This window comes from Stenotrophomonas sp. CFBP 13718 (assembly GCF_014842145.1).
Taxonomy (GTDB): Bacteria; Pseudomonadota; Gammaproteobacteria; order Xanthomonadales; family Xanthomonadaceae; genus Stenotrophomonas.
The window spans coordinates 220,511-239,898 of sequence record NZ_JACYVC010000006.1; the positions used below are offsets into that span (position 1 = coordinate 220,511).

Annotated in this window: 16 protein-coding genes; 9 read left to right on the forward strand and 7 right to left on the reverse strand. The window is 65.5% G+C overall.

Features of this window, described 5'->3' with window-relative positions; all coding sequences use genetic code 11:
• The first annotated feature begins 125 nt into the window (after positions 1-125).
• Positions 126-911, forward strand: coding sequence for a DUF6491 family protein (locus tag IFT58_RS11980; RefSeq protein ID WP_342029560.1), 786 nt, complete (start codon positions 126-128; stop codon positions 909-911).
• Between the two features lie 12 nt (positions 912-923).
• Here IFT58_RS11980 and IFT58_RS11985 read toward each other — a convergent pair whose 3' ends face one another.
• The gene (locus tag IFT58_RS11985) at positions 924-1,142 is read right to left on the reverse strand and encodes a hypothetical protein (RefSeq protein WP_192081734.1); all 219 of its coding nucleotides are present in this window, start codon (positions 1,140-1,142) and stop codon (positions 924-926) included.
• Between the two features lie 447 nt (positions 1,143-1,589).
• Between IFT58_RS11985 and IFT58_RS11990 the strand changes: the two genes are divergently transcribed.
• Together IFT58_RS11990 and IFT58_RS11995 are read left to right on the forward strand one after the other, a co-directional pair.
• A complete protein-coding gene (locus tag IFT58_RS11990) occupies positions 1,590-2,216 on the forward strand; it encodes a YiiX/YebB-like N1pC/P60 family cysteine hydrolase (RefSeq protein ID WP_192081735.1) in 627 nt (208 codons plus the stop codon).
• A gap of 87 nt (positions 2,217-2,303) precedes the next feature.
• The gene (locus IFT58_RS11995; RefSeq protein ID WP_192095156.1) at positions 2,304-3,212 is read left to right on the forward strand and encodes an alpha/beta hydrolase-fold protein; all 909 of its coding nucleotides are present in this window, start codon (positions 2,304-2,306) and stop codon (positions 3,210-3,212) included.
• A gap of 309 nt (positions 3,213-3,521) precedes the next feature.
• Here IFT58_RS11995 and IFT58_RS12000 read toward each other — a convergent pair whose 3' ends face one another.
• Positions 3,522-3,839: a hypothetical protein gene (locus IFT58_RS12000; RefSeq protein WP_192095158.1), complete on the reverse strand. Its 318-nt coding sequence runs from the start codon at positions 3,837-3,839 to the stop codon at positions 3,522-3,524.
• Positions 3,840-4,067: 228 nt separating this feature from the next.
• Positions 4,068-4,460, reverse strand: coding sequence for a barstar family protein (locus IFT58_RS12005; protein ID WP_192095159.1), 393 nt, complete (start codon positions 4,458-4,460; stop codon positions 4,068-4,070).
• A gap of 260 nt (positions 4,461-4,720) precedes the next feature.
• Between IFT58_RS12005 and IFT58_RS12010 the strand changes: the two genes are divergently transcribed.
• A complete protein-coding gene (locus IFT58_RS12010; RefSeq protein WP_249405691.1) occupies positions 4,721-7,432 on the forward strand; it encodes a PAS domain-containing protein in 2,712 nt (903 codons plus the stop codon).
• Between the two features lie 43 nt (positions 7,433-7,475).
• Here the strand turns inward: IFT58_RS12010 and IFT58_RS12015 are convergent, their stop codons facing one another.
• Entirely contained in the window at positions 7,476-10,097 is a 2,622-nt protein-coding gene (locus IFT58_RS12015; RefSeq protein ID WP_192095161.1) for an excinuclease ABC subunit UvrA, read from the reverse strand.
• 183 nt (positions 10,098-10,280) lie between these two features.
• Here IFT58_RS12015 and IFT58_RS12020 point away from each other — a divergent pair, with 183 nt between their 5' ends.
• Positions 10,281-10,643 (forward strand): glycine zipper 2TM domain-containing protein, encoded by a 363-nt coding sequence (locus tag IFT58_RS12020; RefSeq protein ID WP_192095163.1) that lies wholly within the window; start codon positions 10,281-10,283, stop codon positions 10,641-10,643.
• Positions 10,644-10,722: 79 nt separating this feature from the next.
• On the opposite strand, the gene IFT58_RS12025 is transcribed toward IFT58_RS12020, so the two are convergent.
• Positions 10,723-11,778, reverse strand: coding sequence for a beta-eliminating lyase-related protein (locus IFT58_RS12025; RefSeq protein ID WP_192095165.1), 1,056 nt, complete (start codon positions 11,776-11,778; stop codon positions 10,723-10,725).
• Positions 11,779-12,177: 399 nt separating this feature from the next.
• Here IFT58_RS12025 and IFT58_RS12030 point away from each other — a divergent pair, with 399 nt between their 5' ends.
• Positions 12,178-14,778 (forward strand): TonB-dependent receptor, encoded by a 2,601-nt coding sequence (locus tag IFT58_RS12030; protein WP_192095197.1) that lies wholly within the window; start codon positions 12,178-12,180, stop codon positions 14,776-14,778.
• A gap of 44 nt (positions 14,779-14,822) precedes the next feature.
• A complete protein-coding gene (gene uraH, locus IFT58_RS12035) occupies positions 14,823-15,290 on the forward strand; it encodes a hydroxyisourate hydrolase (RefSeq protein ID WP_197974119.1) in 468 nt (155 codons plus the stop codon).
• Positions 15,291-15,298: 8 nt separating this feature from the next.
• Here uraH and IFT58_RS12040 read toward each other — a convergent pair whose 3' ends face one another.
• Entirely contained in the window at positions 15,299-16,372 is a 1,074-nt protein-coding gene (locus IFT58_RS12040) for a Rieske 2Fe-2S domain-containing protein (protein WP_192095168.1), read from the reverse strand.
• Positions 16,373-16,588: 216 nt separating this feature from the next.
• Here IFT58_RS12040 and IFT58_RS12045 point away from each other — a divergent pair, with 216 nt between their 5' ends.
• Both IFT58_RS12045 and gpmA read left to right on the forward strand, forming a co-directional pair.
• Positions 16,589-17,530, forward strand: coding sequence for a cation diffusion facilitator family transporter (locus tag IFT58_RS12045; protein WP_192081742.1), 942 nt, complete (start codon positions 16,589-16,591; stop codon positions 17,528-17,530).
• A 291-nt stretch (positions 17,531-17,821) separates the two neighbouring features.
• Positions 17,822-18,571 (forward strand): 2,3-diphosphoglycerate-dependent phosphoglycerate mutase, encoded by a 750-nt coding sequence (gene gpmA / locus IFT58_RS12050; RefSeq protein WP_188326572.1) that lies wholly within the window; start codon positions 17,822-17,824, stop codon positions 18,569-18,571.
• A gap of 220 nt (positions 18,572-18,791) precedes the next feature.
• Here gpmA and IFT58_RS12055 read toward each other — a convergent pair whose 3' ends face one another.
• Positions 18,792-19,265: a DUF4262 domain-containing protein gene (locus IFT58_RS12055; protein WP_192081789.1), complete on the reverse strand. Its 474-nt coding sequence runs from the start codon at positions 19,263-19,265 to the stop codon at positions 18,792-18,794.
• Positions 19,266-19,388 lie beyond the last annotated feature (123 nt).

Consider the following 19,388-nt stretch of genomic DNA (forward strand, 5'->3'; position numbering starts at 1 on the left):
GAGGCCCATCATCGGCAACGGGCTGTGCCGACTGCGTGCACGGCGGGGCGGCGGTAATCTGGCGGCAATGTTCCGTCTACAGGGTGCATGCTAGGTTCGACCCATCCCCGTGCAAGGACAGCATCGTGATCAGGACCCTACGCCTTGTTTCCCTTGCCATGGCCGGGCTGGTCCCGGGCGTGGTTCTTGCCCAGCAGGGCCCCGCCGACCGGGTGCCGCCGGCCTCCCACTGCCTGGATGCGCGCGATATCCGTCAGGTAGAACAGGCCAGCGCGGAGTCCATCGCGGTGCGCGGCGGCAATGGGCAGGCGTATCGGCTTGATTTCAGCGGGGCGGGATGCCCGGGCATCAACGAAGCCAGCCAAGTGCGGCTGGATGCACCGGCGGGCTGGGCCTGCGGCCGCCCCAGCGAGCAGGTTGTCGTGGATGGGCGGAACTGCGGCATCAGTGCGGTGACGGTGATGGACAACCGGGATTTCGCTGAGGCTGCGCGTGAAAGCAGCCGTCAGTTCGCCGCTACCCTGCCGGGCATCACGGTGACCGGCGATGGGGATGCCCAGGGCGCACGCCGCAGTGCGCGGCATACGTTCCAAGGCACGCCCGATTTCTGCTTTGCCACCCGCCACGTACGCAGCTGGAATGAAGATCCGCAGGGTGTGGTGGTTGAAACCAATCCACGCCGCAACGGCGGCGTGCGTTACTACCGTGTGGAGCTGGGCGGGTCCTGCAGCATTCTTGCCGGCGCACAGTCGGTGGACTTTCAGTCCGGCTTCCAGAACGGTCTGATCTGCGGCAACCCGGGCGACCGCATCGTGATGACGCCGTCGGGCATCATCGGTGACCTGCGCGCCAGCACGCCCCGCTTTGCGCGGCCGGGCTGTGAGGTGCTGGCGGTGTACCCGAAGGACTAGCCGGGGCACGAATCAGGGCGCGCACCAGTCGGTAGCCGACGACGCGCGCACGAGCTGCCTGGCCGCTACGATCAGGCCCTCCTGCAGGTGCTCGCTGAGCGTGCCATCGACGTCTCCGTCGCGCTGGGCGATGTGTGCGGCATGCAGGATTTCCAGAAGGGCGGCCAACCCCTGCAGCCGGCTTTGCGCGGCTGCCGACAGCGGATCGGGGCAGAGGGAATAGGGTGGCATCGGCGGACCTCGCAGGCGGGGACGCCCCCTGCGTCAAGGCGCAGGGTGGCGGGCGATGCGGGTTGGCGTACCGGGGAACACTTCAAAGACCGGCGGATCGGGTAAGGATCCCCACGCAGCGCCCACCGTGTGACCGGCAGAACGATGCATTCTCCGCCGTGCCCCGAGGGGCAGAACAGAGTCAGATGAAGTGTTCAACACGGGACGCCAATCCCGACTGACGTGTTGCCGCGTCAGCAGGGCCATCGTGGACAGCGGAACGCGCTTTCGTCCATGAGTAAAGCTGTGATGTGGCGCCACCACCCCTGTCGGGACGTAACCTGCGGGGTAGGGCCGCGCATCCGATCTGATACAGGGGAGTGCACGGGCCTGCGCCACCGTCGGCTGCACCCCGCCGTTTGCGACATGGCATCATCACCGTCTTGCCCCCAGCCCCCGTGAGTGTTCATGCCAAGCCTGCTGCTTTTCCTCGTCATGCTGGTTGCGCCCGTGCTGTCGGCCCAGGCCGCGCCGGTGCAGCCGCAGAACGGCGATCTGCTGTTCGTCACCGCCGCCCGTACCGGGCTCAGCGGGGCCATCCACGATGCCACCGGCAAACAGGGGGCGGCGAGTTACGACCACGTTGCACTGGTCGCGCACGAGGAGGAGGGCGAGGTGGTGCTGCACGCGGACGAGAAAGGTTCCCGCGCGCAGCACCTGGACAGCTTCCTCGCCGATGCGCGGGCCAAACATCGACAGGTCATCGTCTACCGTTTGAAAGGCGAAGCGCGCACGGCGATCCCGGCGGCCATCGCACGTGCGCGTACGTTGCTGGGCAAGCCGTACAACTTCACCTATGTGCAGGACGAAGGCAGTTACTACTGTTCTGATTTCATCGAGCGCGCGTTTCGTGCACAGCACGTGTTCGCTACCCAGCCGATGAACTTCAAGAACCTGCAGACGGGCGAGATATCGTCGTACTGGGTGGATTTCTACAAGAGCAAAGGTATGGAGGTTCCACAGGGTGCACCGGGAACCAATCCGAATGACATGTCCGCATCGCCGGTGCTGGACCGCATCGGCAGCGCGCTGTAAGGCTGCACGCGCAGGCGTCGGCGCTCTTTCGCCTGCCGAAAGGGAATCGTCCCTGCTTTTGGATTCAGACGCATCGGAGATAGCGGGATGAACATGGTGTTGACTGCCGTGCTGGCGGTTTTTCTTGTGGGATGCGGATCGGCATCGGCATCCGTGCCGGTCGCGCAGCGGGGCCAGGGGCAGCCGTATGAGATCGTTGGCAGCGAGGTGTGGGACGTGCCCGATCCGGTGTCGGGCCGCGGGTACCAGGTGTTCGTCAACCTGCCGGCGTCGTATGCGAAGGACCCTGCACGCCGTTACCCCGTGCTGTATGTCACCGACGCCGACTATGCCTTCCCGGTCCTGCGCCAGGTGGGCAGGCGGCTGGGCAGTTCGGTGCAGGAATTCATTCTGGTGGGCGTGTCCTACGCGGTAGGCGAAGAGGGCACGACCAGCCGGCGTCGCGACTACACGCCCACGGCGCTGGGCGCGGCCGATGCGCCGGATGGTGCGGTGCATGGCGGTGGTGCCGCACACGCCGCCTATCTGCGGGACCAGGTGCTGCCCTTCGTCGCGCAGCGTTTCCGAACGGATGAAACGCGTCGGCTGTTCCTGGGGCACTCCTACGGGGCGCTGCTGGGTACGCAGATCCTGTTCAGTGATCCCGCGCTTTTCTCCGGCTACGTGCTCGGCAGCCCCTCTTACTGGTACGACGACCACGTCATGGACCGCATGGAGCGGGAGTCTGCGCAGACGCTGCGTGACATGCCGGCCACTGTGTATTTCTACATCGGCGCGTACGAGGCCAAGAAGGTCGGTGACCCGCGCTACCTGCAGGACGATGACATGGTGGAGGATGCCCGCCGGATGGAGCGCACGTTGCGCGCGCGCAAGTATCCGTCACTGAAGCTGAGGCTGGATGTGTTGAACGATGAAGACCACCTGACGGTCGCCCCGCGTGGGTTCACGTTGGGCTTGAAGTATCTGCTGCCCGGACCGAGCAAAACCGACCCGTAACGCATGCAGGCCGGTAGAACCGCGTGGTGGAGCCGCATGGTAGAGCCGACTTCAGTCGGCTGCTTTGGACCAAGGCGGAGGTAGAGCCGACTTCAGTCGGCTGCTTTGGACCAAGGCCGAGGTAGAGCCGACTTCAGTCGGCTGGTTGAAGATCAGCCGACTGAAGTCGGCTCTACCACCCCCACACCGTCCGATCGCCCGACCCCGTCACCGCCCCCACACCGTCCCATCGCCCCGACACAGTCCCATCGCCCGACCCAGTCCCATCGTCCCCACACCGTCCCATCGCCCCGCGCAGTCCCATTCCCGCTACGGGGTCGCGTCCGGTTCGGGCGGCATGAAGAACTCCACCTTGCCGCAGCCCGTGCAGAGAAACGATTCGAAGCGCTTTCGGTTGACCAGCAGCTCACCGATGTTACCCAGCAGGAGAGGCCACATGCGCGTGCCTTCATGCAGTTGCAGGGTGCCGGCGAACTGCATGGGCGATGCGCAGCGCAGGCAGCGCTCGGGCGCGTAAGCACCGGGATGCGCAGCCAGCGGTGCGGTGGAATCGAATCCGCAGGTGCCGCAGACGTCGGATTCCTGCGGAACGGCGGCGCCACAGTGGTTGCAGGACCAGCAGATCATCGTGTGTTGTTTCCTCTGACGGTGCAGGACCGAGTGTAACCGGCGGAGGGTAGAGCCGACTTCAGTCGGCTTCGCCGATATGCAGCCGACTGAAGTCGGCTCTACCAGGGGCGTGTTTGAGCAGCCGACTGAAGTCGGCTCTACCAGGGGCGTGTTTGAGCAGCCGACTGAAGTCGGCTCTACCAGGGATGTGGTTGGGTGTGGATGGGCAGCCGACTGAAGTCGGCTCTACCGGCTGGGTTGCAGGTGGATATTCGGGTGGGCGGCGAATATTTCCAGCACGATGTCGAAATAGGTCTGACCGGTGCCGTCTTCCAGCGCCTGCAGTTGCTGCTTTATGCGGGTGGTCGAAAAACCGGGTAGCGCGAGTTTCTGCTGCAGCCATTCGCGGGTGGCTTCAAGGCCGAGAGAGGCCCTGCTGATGTCCATGTCCCGCCACACCACCGTGGCGTGCTCCATGCCCAGCAGCTTCCCGTAGCCGCCGTACAGCAGGTCGTCCAGCGCATCGAGGCTGGCGCCCAACGTCCAGTCTTCGTCTTCCATGAACACCCGGTTGAGCTCGGCATACAGTGCCGGTATGTCGGTGATGCGGGATCCTTCGATGATGAAGCGGTCGGTCATCTGGGCCTCCTGGGCGGGGTGGACGTTGACATGTTCTTCGCGCGGCTGGAATAAATTGCCACCATTAAGGCTGTGGCGTACGCAGGTTGTCCATCTCGTTTTCCTCCAGCGTCACCCCCCGCACGTTCCCTTTCCACGATGGCCCGGCGGCGGCGCAGATCCGTGCGCGGGACTGGGCCGACACGGCCATCGGGCCGCCGCCGCAGTGGCCGGCTGCGCTTCGCCAGGCCACCAGCCTGATGCTGTCTTCGCCGGAAAGCATGTACATCGCCTGGGGTGAGGATCTGACGTTCCTGTTCAATGATGCGTACAGCCCTATCCTGGGTCCGCGCCTTGCCGGGGCCATGGGAAAGCCGCTGCGCGCAGTGTGGGCCGATGCATGGGACGCGGTGCGCGTGCCGATCGAACAGGCGTTGGCGGGTGAGGGCTCACGCTTTGACAGCGTGCCGGTGCAGATGAACCGCCAGGGCGAACCGGAAGATACCTGGTGGACTTTCTCGTTTTCGCCCATCCATGACGACGAAGGATGCATAGAGGGCGTGTTCTGCGTGACGCGCGAGGTCACGCAGATCGTGGTCGCGCAGCAACGGCTGGCGCACGAGAACGAGCGCCTGATCGCGCTGTTCGAGAAGTCGCCGATGTTCATGGTCTTCCTCAACGGGCCCGAGCACCGGATTGAACTGGCCAACCCGCGCTATACCGAGCTGGTCGGCCATCGCGATCTGATCGGGCAGCGGTTGGTCGACGCAGTGCCGGAAGCCATCGACCAAGGCTACCTGCCGTTGCTGGACGAGGTATACCGTACCGGCGAAACCTACATCGGCACCGAAGTCTCTTACGCGCCCCTCTCGGTAGACGGCAGACTGGGCGACAAACGCCTGCTCGATATCGTGTTCCAGCCGGTCAAGGATGCGCAGGGCGCCCCGCTTGGCATATTCGTGCAGGGGCTGGACGTAACGTCGCAGGTCGACCTGCAGCGGAGTCTGAGGTCCAGCGAATCCCTCCACCGGCAGATCATGGACAGCGCGATGGACTACGCCATCTTCGCGATGGATCTGCAGGGGCGCATCACGTTGTGGAACGAGGGTGCGCGGCGTACGTTGGGCTGGACAGAAGAAGAGATGCTGGGGCAGACCCCGGAGCGGCTGTACAACGAGGTGGATCGCCGCGCCAAGCGTTTCCAGCACGGCATGCGCGTCGCGCTGGCCGAGGGGGGACTGACCGGCGAGCGACCGTTCCTGCGCAGGTCGGGCGAAACGTTCTCGGCGCAGGGCGCGATGACCGTGCTGCGGGACGAGGACGGTACGGCGCATGGGTTTGTCATCGTGCTGCGTGATCGCAGTGCCGAGCGCGCCGCCATCAATGCGTTGGCCGACAGCGAGCGGCGACTGGGTGCATTGGTCGGCGCATCATCCCAGGTGTTGTATGCGCTGTCGGCCGACTGGACGGAACGTCGGCAGATACTGCGCCAGGGCGAAACGGTGCGCTTGCTGCCGCCGGACTGGAACTGGCGAGAGGCGTTCGTCCATCCCGATGACCATGCACTGCTGGCCGCCGAAATCGCGAAGGCGAGTTCAGAGAAGAAGCCGTTGGAGATCCACCACCGTACGCCGCTGAACAAGGGCAGCCATCGCTGGGTGCTGATGCGCGTGGTGCCGATGCTGGATGCCGATGGCAACGTCAGCGAATGGTTCGGTACGGCAACCGACGTCACCGAGAAACGCGAGGCGGAGGAGCGCCTGCAGCAGTTGACCATTACCTTGGAAGAGCGCGTGCGCGACCGCAGCGCCGAATTGCTGATGACCGAGGAGAAACTGCGCCAGAGCCAGAAGATGGAGGCGGTGGGCCAGCTGACCGGTGGCATCGCCCATGACTTCAACAACCTGCTCACTGCGGTCTCGATGGGGCTCGAGCTGTTGGAGATGCGCGTCGCCCAGGGCCGCTTCGATGACCTTGGCCGTTATGTCGAGATGGCGCGCTCCGGTGCAGACCGCGCCGCAGCGCTGACCCAGCGCCTGCTGGCGTTCTCCCGTCGGCAGACCCTGGCCCCGACGGCGGTGGTGATGGAGACGATGGTGCAGGGCATGCTGGAGATCATTTCGCGCTCGTTGGGGCCTTCCATCGCCATCCGCACCCGTTTCCACGATGGCGGCGCCGCGGTGCAGGTGGACGGACCGCAGCTGGAGAATGCGCTGTTGAACCTGTGCATCAATGCGCGGGATGCCATGCCCGCCGGCGGCACGCTGGCCATCACCAGCGAGGCCATGGATCTGGCAGCGGTGGAGGCTGCCGCGCTGGAGGTGCCGCCCGGCCCGTACGTGCGCCTGTCGGTGCAGGACAGCGGCACCGGCATGGAGCCGGAGGTGGTCGAGAAAGTGTTCGAGCCGTTCTTCACGACCAAGCCGATCGGGCAGGGCACGGGCCTGGGGTTGTCGATGATCTATGGGTTCACCCGCCAGTCCGGTGGCCAGGTGCGGGTGGATTCCCGGCCGGGCGAGGGCACCACGATGCATCTCTACCTGCCGCAGTTGGTGGGTGATGTGCAGCCGGCAGGCATCGCACCGGTGGAGACGGCAGAGCGCGCCCTGCAGGGCCGTCCCTTGCGCACCGTGTTGCTGGTGGAAGATGAGACCGCAGTGCGGGTACTGGTCAGCGAGGTGCTGGTGTCGGCGGGCTACCGGGTGCTGGAAGCATCGGAGGGCCCTCCGGCTGTGGACATGCTGCGCTCGGTGGAGGCGATTGATCTGCTGGTGACGGATGTGGGGTTGACCGGCCCGTTGAACGGGCGTCAGGTGGCCGATGCCGGACGGCAGTGCCGCCCGGGCCTGCCGGTGTTGTTCATCACGGGCTATGTGGCCACTGCGGCAGTGGGGGCGGGGCACCTGGAAGACGGGATGGAGGTCCTCGCCAAACCGTTCGCCGCCGCAGAATTGATGCGACGCGCGAATGCGTTGGTGGAGCGGGGTCGGTAGGCCCTGGGGTGTTGGTCGGTCCCCCGCCGAGCGCGGCTCGGGCCTACGAAGTGCGGTCGAGTGTGGCCTTCAGGAACGGGGCGGTGATGCTGTCCTTGGCCTTTGCCACGTGCCGCGGTGTGCCTTCGCTGATGATCTTTCCGCCGCGCTCACCGGCGCCCGGCCCCATGTCGATCACCCAATCCGCATCGGCCACCACGCGCATGTCATGTTCAACGGTGACCACGGTGTTGCCCGCATCGACCAACCCGTGCAGCTGCACCATCAGCTTGTCCACGTCGGACGGATGCAGCCCCGTGGTCGGTTCGTCCAGTACGTACAGCGTGTTGCCGCGCTGCGCGCGCTGCAGTTCCGTCGCCAGTTTGATCCGTTGCGCCTCGCCGCCGGACAGCTCGGTTGCCGGCTGACCCAACCGGAGGTAGCCCAGCCCGATCGCCTGCAGCAGCGCCAGCGGTTTGTGCACGGCGGGCTGCTGATCGAAGAAAGCCAGGGCGTCGTCGACGGTCATGTCCAGCACCTCGGCGATGGTGCGGCCTTCCCAGGTGACTTCGAGCGTCTTGGCGTTGTAGCGCGCACCGTGACACGTGGGGCAGGGCGCGTAGACGCTGGGCATGAACAACAGCTCGACGCTGGTGAAGCCTTCGCCTTCACAAGTGTCACAGCGGCCCTTTGCCACGTTGAACGAAAAGCGCCCGGCGTCGTAACGGCGCGCGCGTGCCTGCCGGGTGGCGGCGAACAGCTTGCGCACGTGGTCGAACAGCCCGGTATAGGTGGCCAGGTTGGAGCGTGGTGTACGGCCGATCGGCTTCTGGTCAACGTTCACCAGCCGCCGGATACCTTCGCCGCCGCTGGCAATACGTCCGGCGGACTGAACCAGCAGGTTCGGGCGCGGATCGTCCCCCTCGCTTTCTTCGACCTGCGGCTCATGTCCCAGCTGCAGCCCGACCAGTTCCACCAGCGCTTGGCTTACCAGGCTGGATTTGCCCGATCCGGAGACGCCGGTGACGGCGGTCAGCACGCCCAGCGGGATGCGGGCGGACAGCCCCTGCAGGTTGTTGCGCTGCAGCCCCTCGAGCTGCAGCCAGGCCGCTACGGTGCGTGGGGTACGCGGCGCAGGCGGCTGCTGGTTGAAGAGATAGCGCGCGGTGCGCGACTGTTCGACCGCCGCCAATCCGGCCGGCGGGCCGCTGTGCAGTATCCGTCCGCCGTGCTGGCCTGCATCCGGGCCCACGTCCACCAGCCAGTCCGCCCGCCGCATCATCTCCAGATCGTGCTCGACGACGAACACCGTGTTGCCCGATTGCTTGAGCGCATCCAGCGATGCGTGCAGCGCGGCGCTGTCCGCCGGATGCAGCCCGGCCGTCGGTTCGTCCAGCACGTAGACCACGCCGAACAGGTTGGAGCGGATCTGCGTCGCCAGGCGCAGGCGCTGCAGTTCGCCGGGTGACAGCGTGGGCGTGGCCCGATCCATCGACAGGTAGCCCAGGCCGAGCCCCTGCAGCGTGGCGATGCGCTGCAGCAGGTCGTACGTGATGCGCTGTGCGGCGATACGCTTGTCTTCGCTGAGCTCCGGCGTGCGGCGTACATCGGACCCACCGGCGTGCGCTGAGCCGCCCGCGGCAACGCGTCGCGCTGTGGCCTTGCCAGAGGCCTTGCGGCTCAGCGTGGCCTTTCCGGCTTCACGGGTCGACTCGAAACGGCCTTCTGAAGCAGGCCGCAGCACCTCGGCCATGCGATCCAGCGAAAGCTGCGACAGCGATCCGATATCCCGTCCAGCGAAGGTGACCGACAGCGCTTCGCGCTTGAGGCGACGGCCATCGCAGAGAGGACAGACGCTGCCCACCATGTAGCGAGAGACGCGTTTTTTCATCAACGCGCTCTGCGTGCTGGCAAAGGTATGCAGCACATAGCGGCGGGCCCCGCTGAAGGTGCCCATGTAGGCCGGCTCGGTCTTGCGACGCAGTGCGGTGCGCGTCTCCGCCGGCGTAAAGCCGGGATAGACCGGCACCACGGGCTGCTCTTCGGTGAACAGTATCCAGTCCCTCTGTTTCTTCGGCAGGTCGCGCCAGGGAACATCGACGTCGTAGCCCAACGTGACCAGGATGTCGCGCAGGTTCTGGCCATGCCAGGCAGGCGGCCATGCGGCGATGGCGCGCTCGCGGATGCTCAAGGAAGGATCCGGCACCATGGAGGCCTCGGTCACGGCGTAGACGTGGCCGAGTCCGTGGCACTCCGGGCACGCGCCCTGCGCGGTGTTCGGCGAGAAATCCTCGGCATACAGCATCGGCTGCGACGCGGGATAGCTGCCTGCGCGCGAGTACAGCATGCGCAGCAGGCTCGACAGGGTGGTCACGCTGCCTACCGATGACCTTACGCTGGCCGTGCCGCGTTGCTGCTGCAGTGCTACCGCAGGCGGCAAGCCTTCGATGGAGTCGACGTCCGGCACGCCGACCTGATCAATGAGTCGACGCGCATAGGGAGCGACCGACTCGAAGTAGCGACGTTGGGCTTCCGCGTACAAGGTGCCGAACGCCAACGAGGATTTGCCCGAGCCGGATACACCGGAGAACACCACCAGCGCATCGCGCGGAATATCGACATCCACGTCCTTGAGGTTGTGTTCGCGGGCGCCGCGCACGCGGACGAAGTCGTCGTGTTTTTTCATGTTTCCAGTCTGCCACGTTGTCTGGCAGATCCAGAAGCGGGGACACGCTCCCGTGACGCCCAGCTTGGACGCGAGCTGAATGGGACTATTGCCGTGCACGCGGCCTGCACGCGAATTCACGCGGGTTTGCACCGGCGGGGCGAAGACTGGCAGCACGTTACCGAACCGTATCAGGAGTCCTCCATGAAGATGTCCATCCCCTTGTTGTGCGCTGGCGCCCTGATGGCCTTTTCCACGGCGGTCTCGGCGCAGAATTACGGTCCTCGCGATGAAGGACGCCGCTTCGACGATGGCAGCCGCGTGGTCTGCCGCAATGTCGAAGTGCAGCGCAACAGCAAGGATTCCAATCGCATCGCCGGCACCGCGACCGGTGCCGTGGTGGGCGGCCTGCTGGGCAATCAGGTAGGCGGCGGCAACGGCAAGAAGCTGGCCACCGTGGCTGGCGCGGTGGCGGGCGGCGCGGCCGGGCGCAACATCCAGGGTCGTCAGCAGCAGAAGAACGGCGACCGCGTGGTGGAGCGCCGCTGCGAGCGCGAATACAGGTAACCCCTGCAGCGCGCCCTGTTTTGAATCGAACAAGCGGCAGCCCTCTGGGCTGCCGTTTTTTCATGCGCGCCGCCGTCCCTTATCCGGCCAGAGCGGCCGCGAACGCGTCCAGTTCCTCGCTGCTCGTGGACCACGCAGTGACGAAGCGCACGGGCAGCTCGTCTTCGCCCAGCACGAAGCCGGTCGGCAGGCTGTCCGGATACCAGTCGTAGCACAGCACGCCGGCGGCATGCAGGTGGGCGAGCAGGGTCTTGGGCATCACCACGAAGATCTCGTTGACCTGCACTGGCCACGCCATGCGCACTGCAGGGTGGGACTGCAGGAGGGTGGCAAGCGCGGCAGCGCGCTCGTTCGCCGCCTGGGCCAGTTCCAGCCAGTGGCCGTCCTGCAGCCACGCGCTGAACTGCGCGCCGAACAGCCGTCCCTTGGACACAAGCTGACCCGCACGCTTGCGGCGGAGATCGAAGTCGCGGGCCAGTGATCTGTTGAAGAACACCACCGCTTCGGCTGCCAGCGCGCCATCCTTCGAGGCCCCGAACGACAGCACATCTATGCCGGCCTTCACCGAAAGTTCCGCCGGGGTACAGCCGAGATGGGCCACTGCATTGGCAAAGCGGGCGCCATCCATGTGCACTTGCAGACCGTGCTCATGGGCGAGGGAGGTCAGTGCCTGCAGTTCGCTGGGCGTATAGACCAGGCCGTTCTCGGTTGCCTGGGTCAGCGTCAGCGCAGATGGCCTGACGCTGTGCGGCGGCGCATCCGGCAGGCGCTGCAGGGTGTCGCGCAGGGCCGCAGGGGTGATCTTGCCCGAGTCGGTTGCGATGGGAAGCAGCCGTGCGCCGCCGGTGAAAAATTCCGGCGCCGTGGATTCGTCGCTGATCAGGTGCGCCTGCGCATGGCACAGGATCGAATTCCAAGGCTGCGCCAGTGCTGAGAGCGACAGGCAGTTGGCGGCGGTCCCGGTCGCGACGAAGAAGACCTGCACATCGTGCTCGAACAGTTCGGCGATTTTCTGCTCTGCTTGTCGGGTGTACGTGTCGGTACCGTAAGGTGCGGCGGTGCCGCTGCACGCACGTACCAGCGCGTCAAGGATCCGCGGGGAAACACCGGATTGATTGTCGCTGCCGAAATTCATGGAGAGACCTTGGTTGATGACAGGGGCAGAGCGTAGCGCGTCGGCACGCGATGGTCGCGTCCCCTGCGCGACAGAGGGGAGCGAGCAGCGATCCACATCGGCACGCACAACAACTGCCTCACCGTCAGCGAACGGAAAATTAAGTTTCCGGTTGCTCTAATGCCGCCACCGATTCTGTCGTGATCGGCTCACAACCAGTATCCATATCGCCGCAGCGTCGTTGCGTGCGCCCCCTCTGATCGACCTGTGCGCCCGACGCTGCGGGCAGGGCAGGTGCGCGCCTTCGCTACGCGGCACGCATTGAAAGGCCTTGCCCGCATGACGTCATCCTCGCCCTTGCCCGTTGCGCCCCGCTTCCGTCCGACGCACCGCCTGCTGCGACGCGCGCTGCTGCCTTCGATGATCTTCGGCATCGTGAGCGTCGCCCACGCCCAGGCGCAGACACCGGCCTCCACCGAGGGGCAGACGCCTGCCGCCGCGGGTGCGCAGGATCTGGATGCCGTGCAGGTCCGGGGCGTGCGTGGCAGTGCGACCGGCGCGGTCGACGCCAAGCAGTCGAAGGCGGAAATCAGCGACTCGGTGGTGGCCGAAGATATCGGCAAATTGCCGGACAACAGCGTCGCCGCAGCGTTGCAGCGGGTGACCGGCGTCCAGGTCGCGCGAGGTGGCGCGGAGGTCGGTACCGTGTTGGTGCGCGGCCTGCCCGATGTGGTGACCACGTTTGATGGTCGCAATGTGTTCACCGCCAGCGGCCGGGGCATCGCGCTGCAGGATATTCCGGCCGACCTGCTGCAGAGTGTGGATGTCTACAAGACCGGCAGCGCGAAGTTCATCGAAGGCGGCATCGGTGGCACCATCGACGTGCACCTGCGCAAGCCCTTTGATCTGGACAAGGACACGACACTGGCGGGCAGCATCAGTGCCGTGCAAGGGGATCAGGCCGATGAGACAAAGCCGAACGGCAGCCTGACGGCCGCGCACAACTGGGACAGTGGCCATGGTCGAATGGGCGTGCTGGGCAGTGTGTCGCTGCAGCAACGCCCTTATCAGGAAAGCAACAGTTTCCACGGCACGTATGACCGCGTCGCGAATCCGGCTGACCCTGCGCAGCAGATCTTCGTGCCCTACAACGCAGGCGGGCTGGTCGCGCGCAACACGCACAAGCGCCGCTCGGCGAACTTCACCTTCCAGTGGGCACCGACCGACAACAGCGAGGTTTACTTCGACACGTTCTACGTGAACTACGAAGGCCGCAACAATGTCAACTACTGGATGCCGTTCCCGGGCTTGGTCAACGCCGGCAATGTGCAGTCGGTCAGCCTGCGACCCGGGACCGACGTCATGGACGGCTTCGTCGCCCGTGATCTCTACACACTGTCCAGCACGCAGGCGCACAAACAGACATCGGATACGTTCCAGGCCGCACTGGGTGGAAAGTGGAACAACGAGAACGTCACCCTGTCGACCGAGCTGGCCTACACGTGGAGCACCAACAAGCACCGTGCCATGACCTTGGACATGGGCATGGACGCGCCGTTGATGCACATGCGGGATGCGGGCGGTGTGCCCGATACCTGGGCGACCCAGACCGACGGGTCTCCCTACGATGTCACCAACCCGGCCAACTGGTACTTGAGCCAGTACTACGACAGCTGGGATGAGCAGAAAGGCGAAGAATGGGCGTGGCGTGGCGACAGCACGTTCGCGTTCGAGGCCGGGCCGTTCAGTTCGCTGGATGCCGGCGTCCGGGTCAGCCGCCGTACGGCGTCGAACCATGGCGGCGGTCCGGGTGCGATGGACAACGTGACTGGCCGCCGCGTGTACGCCAACGAGGTGCCTGGGCTGGCCGATGTATCGCCGGGCGGCATGCTGGACGGTGCACGCGCGTTCTCCACGGACCGTTGGGCAGTCGCCAACGCGGCCTATCTGCTGCAGCAGACCGAACAGGTGCGGCAGGTGATGGGGCAGTCACCGGAAGCGCCGGCGGAGCTGGCGTCGCTGTTCTTTGACACCCGCGAAGACAATTACGCGGCATATGTGCAGCTCAACTGGGGCACCACGCTGGGCAGCATTCCGGTGGACGGCCGCATCGGCGTGCGCGCAACGCGCCTGGAATCCCAGCTCGCCGGCACGCGGACGGTGGATGGGGTGGACCGTGCCAGCCAGATCGACACCACCCAGACAAAATACCTGCCCAACGCCAGCGCGAACTTTTCGCTGCGTGAGGACCTGATCCTGCGCCTTTCGGGTAGTGAAACGATTGCTCGGCCGAACTTCGCCGACCTCAATCCGCAGCTCAGCCTGTTCGAATCCACCGACAGCCTGCCGGCGCGTGGCAGCGGCGGCAATCCGGATCTGCAGGCGGTGGAATCGAAGAACCTGGACGCGTCGCTGGAGTGGTATTTCAAACCGGGCTCGTTGCTGTCGGTGGCAGGCTTCCACCGCAAACTGGATGGCTATGTGCAGAGCTATGCGGACGACGAGACCATCGGCGGAACGACCTACTCCATTACCCGGCCGCGCAACACCGGCGAGGGCACGCTGAAAGGGTTCGAGGTGGGCTACAGCCAGTTCTATGACTTCCTGCCGGGTTGGCTGTCCGGCTTCGGCACGCAGCTGAACTACACGCGCATCAGCGCTGAAGCCGAATCGCCGACGGGACAGGTCCAGCCGCTGACCAACGTGTCCAAGCACGCGTTCAATGCGGTACTGATGTATCAGTACGACCGCTTCTCCGCGCGCCTGGCGTGGAACCGGCGCACCGACTATGCGACCAGTTTCAACAGCTCCGGTGACCAGCCCAGCGAGATCCGCCAGGGTGACGAGGATTGGCTGGACGTGGCGTTGAACTACGACATCAATGACCACATCACCGTGTTCGCCGAGGCAACCAACCTGTTGGGTGGCTCGACCCGCAACTACTTCGGCAGTCCACGGTTCCCGCGCGATTTCGCATCGCCGGAGCGGACCTACACCGTGGGTGCGCGCTTCAGGCTCTGACGCGCGCGACGCGTTGCGGATCAGGACCGATCCGATAGTGCTGCATGCGTGCCCATCGCACCATGCAGCACCGTCCGATGGAGAGGTTACCCAACGTGAAGAAGAACATCATCCGGGTCGCGGCGCTGCTGTTGGCCTTGTTCACCGTGGCCAGCGTCAGTGCGGCCTCGCGCAATCCGATGAGCGTGCATGTGCTGGACCAGCAGACCGGCTTGCCGGCTGAAGGGGTGCAGGTGGTGCTGGCAAAGGCGGAAGGGGATCGCTGGGCGGTGATCAGCAACGGCACCACCGATGTCGACGGCCGTGTGGCCGCGCTGTATCCGCCCGGCAAGGCGCTCGATCCCGGCCGCTACCAGGTCACCTTTCTTACCGGTGCGTGGTACACGCAGCACGGCGGAACCACGTTCTACCCGGAGGTCCAGGTGACCGTGGATGTCGACGGGAAGCTGCCGCATTACCACATCCCCCTGTTGCTCAGCGCTTACGGTTATTCGACCTACCGCGGCAGCTGACAGGGACTTCAGGCGACATCGGCGAAGAACCGCCGGTAGCCCAGTTGCAGCAGCCTGCGTCGATACGCCAAGGTGATGCGGTCGGCACGCGTATGTGCTTCGACGCGGACGTCCAGCGGCAGGTTGCGCGGTCGCTGTGCCTCCGTCAGCGCCCTGTCCTCGTCGAACACGCGCAGGTTGAATGCGATCATCTCTTCCGCCGGGCGATCCGTGTCGAAGTTGCGTGACACCGGGCAGAACAGGTGGGTACGCAGCGCCGATACCGGCGTGGCGATGTTCATGACCACCGCACGATCAGCGCCGGGAAAGTGCAGGGTCAGCGACGCGGCGAAGGGAGGATGCACCTCGAAGTGCCGTCGCCACACGTGACCTTCCGGGGCGCGGCGGCCCGAGTCGACGGGGTAGTTGGGCATGTCGCTGTCGTAGTCCATCGCGAAACCATCGCTGCGGTGATGCACGTCGTAGGACGGCACACCGCGCCGGTCCGGATCGGCGAAGGTGTCCGCGTGCACCCAGGGCAGGTGAGCCACGTCGATGAAGCCCTCAAGCTGGCGACCTGCAAAGCAGTCCATCGGGTAGCAGGGACACACGGCCTGCTGGAAGCCCGCTTCGTCCCAGTGAGGCATCACGGGAATATCGGGCTGCACGCCCTCCTGTGGCCACAGGCAGGTCCATAACAGTCCATAGCGCTCGACGGTGGGATAGGTGCGCAGGTGCAACTGCGCCTGCACCGGGTGGCCGGGCTGGCAGGGAACATCCAGGCAGCGCCCCTCTGCGCCGAACAGCAGGCCGTGGTAGCGGCAGCGGATGCCGCACGGATCCGCCGTGCCCATGCTCAGCGGCACACCCCGGTGCGGACAGGCATCGGCGGCTGCGACGACACTCCCTGCCGCGCGGTACAGCACCAGCGGTTGGTCCAGCAGCCGGGCGGCCTGGGGCGCGGCGCGCAGGTCTTCGCTACGCATCACCGGGAACCAGCAGCGGGCCATGAGGTACCAGTCCGGCGCATCGAAACTGCAGCCGGTCGGCAGGAGGGGGCGGTCCTCGTGGCTGCGCGGACCGAGGTGATGGTGCAGGGGCATGCGGTGCTTCTCCAGCGGTGGCGTGAGGAAATGCTGGATCCCATGCAGGTCCTGCTGCCATGCAGGAAGCTGCAAAGCGCCCCTCTGTTGACCGGCCGCGTCGTGTCCCGTCGTGCCGGCCCGTTCGCTGCGCCGCGCAGGCGCGATGTTATAACGCGTGTGATGGTGTCCACCGCCCTGCGCGCGTAGCCTGCACGCATCGCACTGGAGATCCCGATGGGACACGATCACAACCATCTTCCGAACGAAATCCGCCACGAGAAGCCGCTGTGGTGGGCACTGGGCCTGACGGCTGCCTTCCTGCTGGTGGAGGTGATCGGCGCGTTTGTCACCAACAGTCTGGCGCTGCTGTCCGACGCTGCGCACATGGCCACCGATACGCTGGCGTTGATGATCGCGCTGGTAGCAGTGCGCTTGAGTCGCCGGCCGCCCGATGCCCGACGCACCTATGGTTACGCCCGGTTGGAAGCGCTCGGCGCGATGTTCAACGGCGGCATGCTGTTTGTCGTGGCCGGATACATCCTGTGGGAGGCCATCGCACGGTTCCGCCAGCCGCAGGAGATCGCGTCGACCGGCATGTTGGTCATCGCGGCGATCGGCTTGGCGGTGAACCTCATTGCGATGCGCCTGCTGAAAGCGGGCAGCGGCGAGAGCCTGAATGTGAAAGGGGCCTACCTGGAAGTGTGGGCGGACATGCTCGGCTCGGTGGCGGTGATCATTGGCGCGCTGCTGATCCGCTGGACCGGCTGGAAAGTCATCGATCCGATCCTGGCGGTGCTGATCGGGTTGTGGGTGCTGCCACGCACGTGGGTGTTGATGCGCGAAGCGATAAACGTGCTGCTGGAGGGTGTGCCGAAGGGCATCGTACTGTCTGAGGTTCGAGGCAGTCTGTGCAGCCACGCCGGTGTCGTGGATGTGCACGACCTGCACGTGTGGGCGCTGGCGTCGAGCACCCCGGCGCTGAGCGCACACGTGGTGGTGGCCGAAGGGGCGGACACCGACCAGGTACGCAGGGAACTGGCCGATGCGTTGCACGAACGCCACGGAATAGACCACGTCACGTTGCAACTGGAAGCTGACCACTGCGGCGACGCCTGCGCGGTCGGACCGACGGCAAAAGCGCACGACCACGGTCATCACGGTCACGTGCACCACTGACGCCGGTGGTGGTGGTGGTGGTGGTGGTGCTGGTGCTGGTGGTGGTGGTGGTGGTGGTGGTAGAGCCGACTTCAGTCGGCTGCGTTTCGCGATGGACCAGCCGACTGAAGTCGGCTCTACCAAGGGCTGTCAGCCGACTGAAGTCGGCTCTACCGAGGGCTGCCAGCCGACTGAAGTCGGCTCTACCGAGGGCTGTCAGCCGACTGAAGTCGGCTCTACCGGGGGCAATGCCGCCGAGCGTGGCTCGGCGCTACACTATCGGCCTGCCTTCCCGATGTTGGAGACCCTGCAGTGACCCGTAAACTCGTACTGTTGCGCCACGGCCAGAGCCAGTGGAACCTGGACAACCGTTTCACCGGTTGGGTCGATGTCGAACTCACGGACAAGGGGCGCCAGGAGGCTGCCGCCGCTGGTCGCCTGATGCGCGAGGAGGGCCTGCAGTTCGATGTGGCGCACACGTCGGTGCTCAAGCGGGCCATCCATACGCTGCAGGGCGCCCTGGCCGAAATGGACCAGGACTGGTTGCCGGTCAGCAAGAGCTGGCGCTTGAACGAGCGCCACTACGGCGGACTGCAGGGCCTGGACAAGGCGGAAACCGCGGCCAAGCATGGCGAGGAGCAGGTCAAGATCTGGCGTCGTTCCTACGACATCCCGCCGCCGCCGATGGACCTTGAGGATCCGGGCCATCCGATCCACGACCGCCGGTATGCCACGCTGGACCGCAATGCGCTGCCGGGCACCGAGTCGCTGGCGACCACGCTGGACCGCGTGCTGCCGTACTGGTTCGATGCCATCGCACCGCAGTTGAAGGACGGCAAGACCGTGCTGGTCACCGCGCACGGCAATTCGCTGCGCGCGCTGTACAAGTATCTCAACGGTGTGTCGCGCGAGCAGATCCTCGAACTCAACATTCCCACCGGCATCCCGTTGCTGTTCGAGCTCAACGACGACCTGACCGTGCAATCGTTCCGTTACCTGGGTGACCCGGAAGCGGCACGCAAGGCGGCCGAGGCCGTGGCCAACCAGGGCAAAGCGAAGTAACGGCGGCGGCCGAACGGCCGGCTGGTTGCCCGGTAGAGCCGACTTCAGTCGGCTAGTTGCCCGGTAGAGCCGACTTCAGTCGGCTGCATTAATCAAGCCGACTGAAGTCGGCTCTACCGTCGGCATGACCGTCGGCATGACTGTCGGCATGACCGTCGGCATGACCGTCGGCATGACGGTCGGCATGACCGTCGGCATAGCGCCGACTCTACCCTCGGCACTACCGGGCGTTGGCGTGCACGATGCCCAGCGCTTCATCGGCCTGTGCATCGTCATACCCGGCCTGCCACGCGAAGCGGTGCGCGCTGTCGGGCAGGAACATCACCACCGCCTGCAGCGGCTGCGGGCCGCAATGGCGCACGGCAGTGGCCAGGTATTCATCGTGGCAGTCCGCGCGTACGGTGCGGAAGATCACTTTGTAACCGCCATCGAGGACCTCGCCGTCTTCGACGTCGGTCTGGATCTTGTGCCCTGCGGCCAGCAGGGTGGCGCATTCGCCAAGCAGCGCCTGTGCCTTGGATCGCTGCAGGCCGAAGACCATGACTTCCGGCGCGCCGTAGGTCGCCTGGAATCCGATCGAATAAGAGAACCCGGATTCACCGTCCGGACCGGGCAGCACATGCAGGCAATGCCAGCCGTGCTGCTGGATGTCGTCGATCACCTTGCGGTCCTTGCTGCTGTCGGGTGCTGTCATGAAGGTCACGCTGGCCAGTTGATCGGGAGGTCCAGCCCAGTGTCCCACGCCCCGATGGATTCGGGTGTGACCTTTGGCGGTCCCCGGTCCTGCATGTCCGGGCTACCCTCGGGGATTACCCGT

Bases quoted from the DNA above. Each gene is read 5' to 3' on its own strand.
- IFT58_RS12020 (WP_192095163.1), top strand. From the start codon at position 10,281: ATGAAGATGTCCATCCCCTTGTTGTGCGCTGGCGCCCTGATGGCCTTT.
- IFT58_RS11995 (WP_192095156.1), top strand. From the start codon at position 2,304: ATGAACATGGTGTTGACTGCCGTGCTGGCGGTTTTTCTTGTGGGATGC.
- IFT58_RS12015 (WP_192095161.1), bottom strand. From the start codon at position 10,097: ATGAAAAAACACGACGACTTCGTCCGCGTGCGCGGCGCCCGCGAACAC.
- IFT58_RS12000 (WP_192095158.1), bottom strand. From the start codon at position 3,839: ATGATCTGCTGGTCCTGCAACCACTGTGGCGCCGCCGTTCCGCAGGAA.
- IFT58_RS12005 (WP_192095159.1), bottom strand. From the start codon at position 4,460: ATGACCGACCGCTTCATCATCGAAGGATCCCGCATCACCGACATACCG.
- IFT58_RS12025 (WP_192095165.1), bottom strand. From the start codon at position 11,778: ATGAATTTCGGCAGCGACAATCAATCCGGTGTTTCCCCGCGGATCCTT.
- IFT58_RS12040 (WP_192095168.1), bottom strand. From the start codon at position 16,372: ATGCCCCTGCACCATCACCTCGGTCCGCGCAGCCACGAGGACCGCCCC.
- IFT58_RS12055 (WP_192081789.1), bottom strand. From the start codon at position 19,265: ATGACAGCACCCGACAGCAGCAAGGACCGCAAGGTGATCGACGACATC.
- IFT58_RS12045 (WP_192081742.1), top strand. From the start codon at position 16,589: ATGGGACACGATCACAACCATCTTCCGAACGAAATCCGCCACGAGAAG.
- IFT58_RS11985 (WP_192081734.1), bottom strand. From the start codon at position 1,142: ATGCCACCCTATTCCCTCTGCCCCGATCCGCTGTCGGCAGCCGCGCAA.
- IFT58_RS11990 (WP_192081735.1), top strand. From the start codon at position 1,590: ATGCCAAGCCTGCTGCTTTTCCTCGTCATGCTGGTTGCGCCCGTGCTG.
- uraH (WP_197974119.1), top strand. From the start codon at position 14,823: ATGCGTGCCCATCGCACCATGCAGCACCGTCCGATGGAGAGGTTACCC.
- IFT58_RS12030 (WP_192095197.1), top strand. From the start codon at position 12,178: ATGATCTTCGGCATCGTGAGCGTCGCCCACGCCCAGGCGCAGACACCG.
- IFT58_RS12010 (WP_249405691.1), top strand. From the start codon at position 4,721: ATGTACATCGCCTGGGGTGAGGATCTGACGTTCCTGTTCAATGATGCG.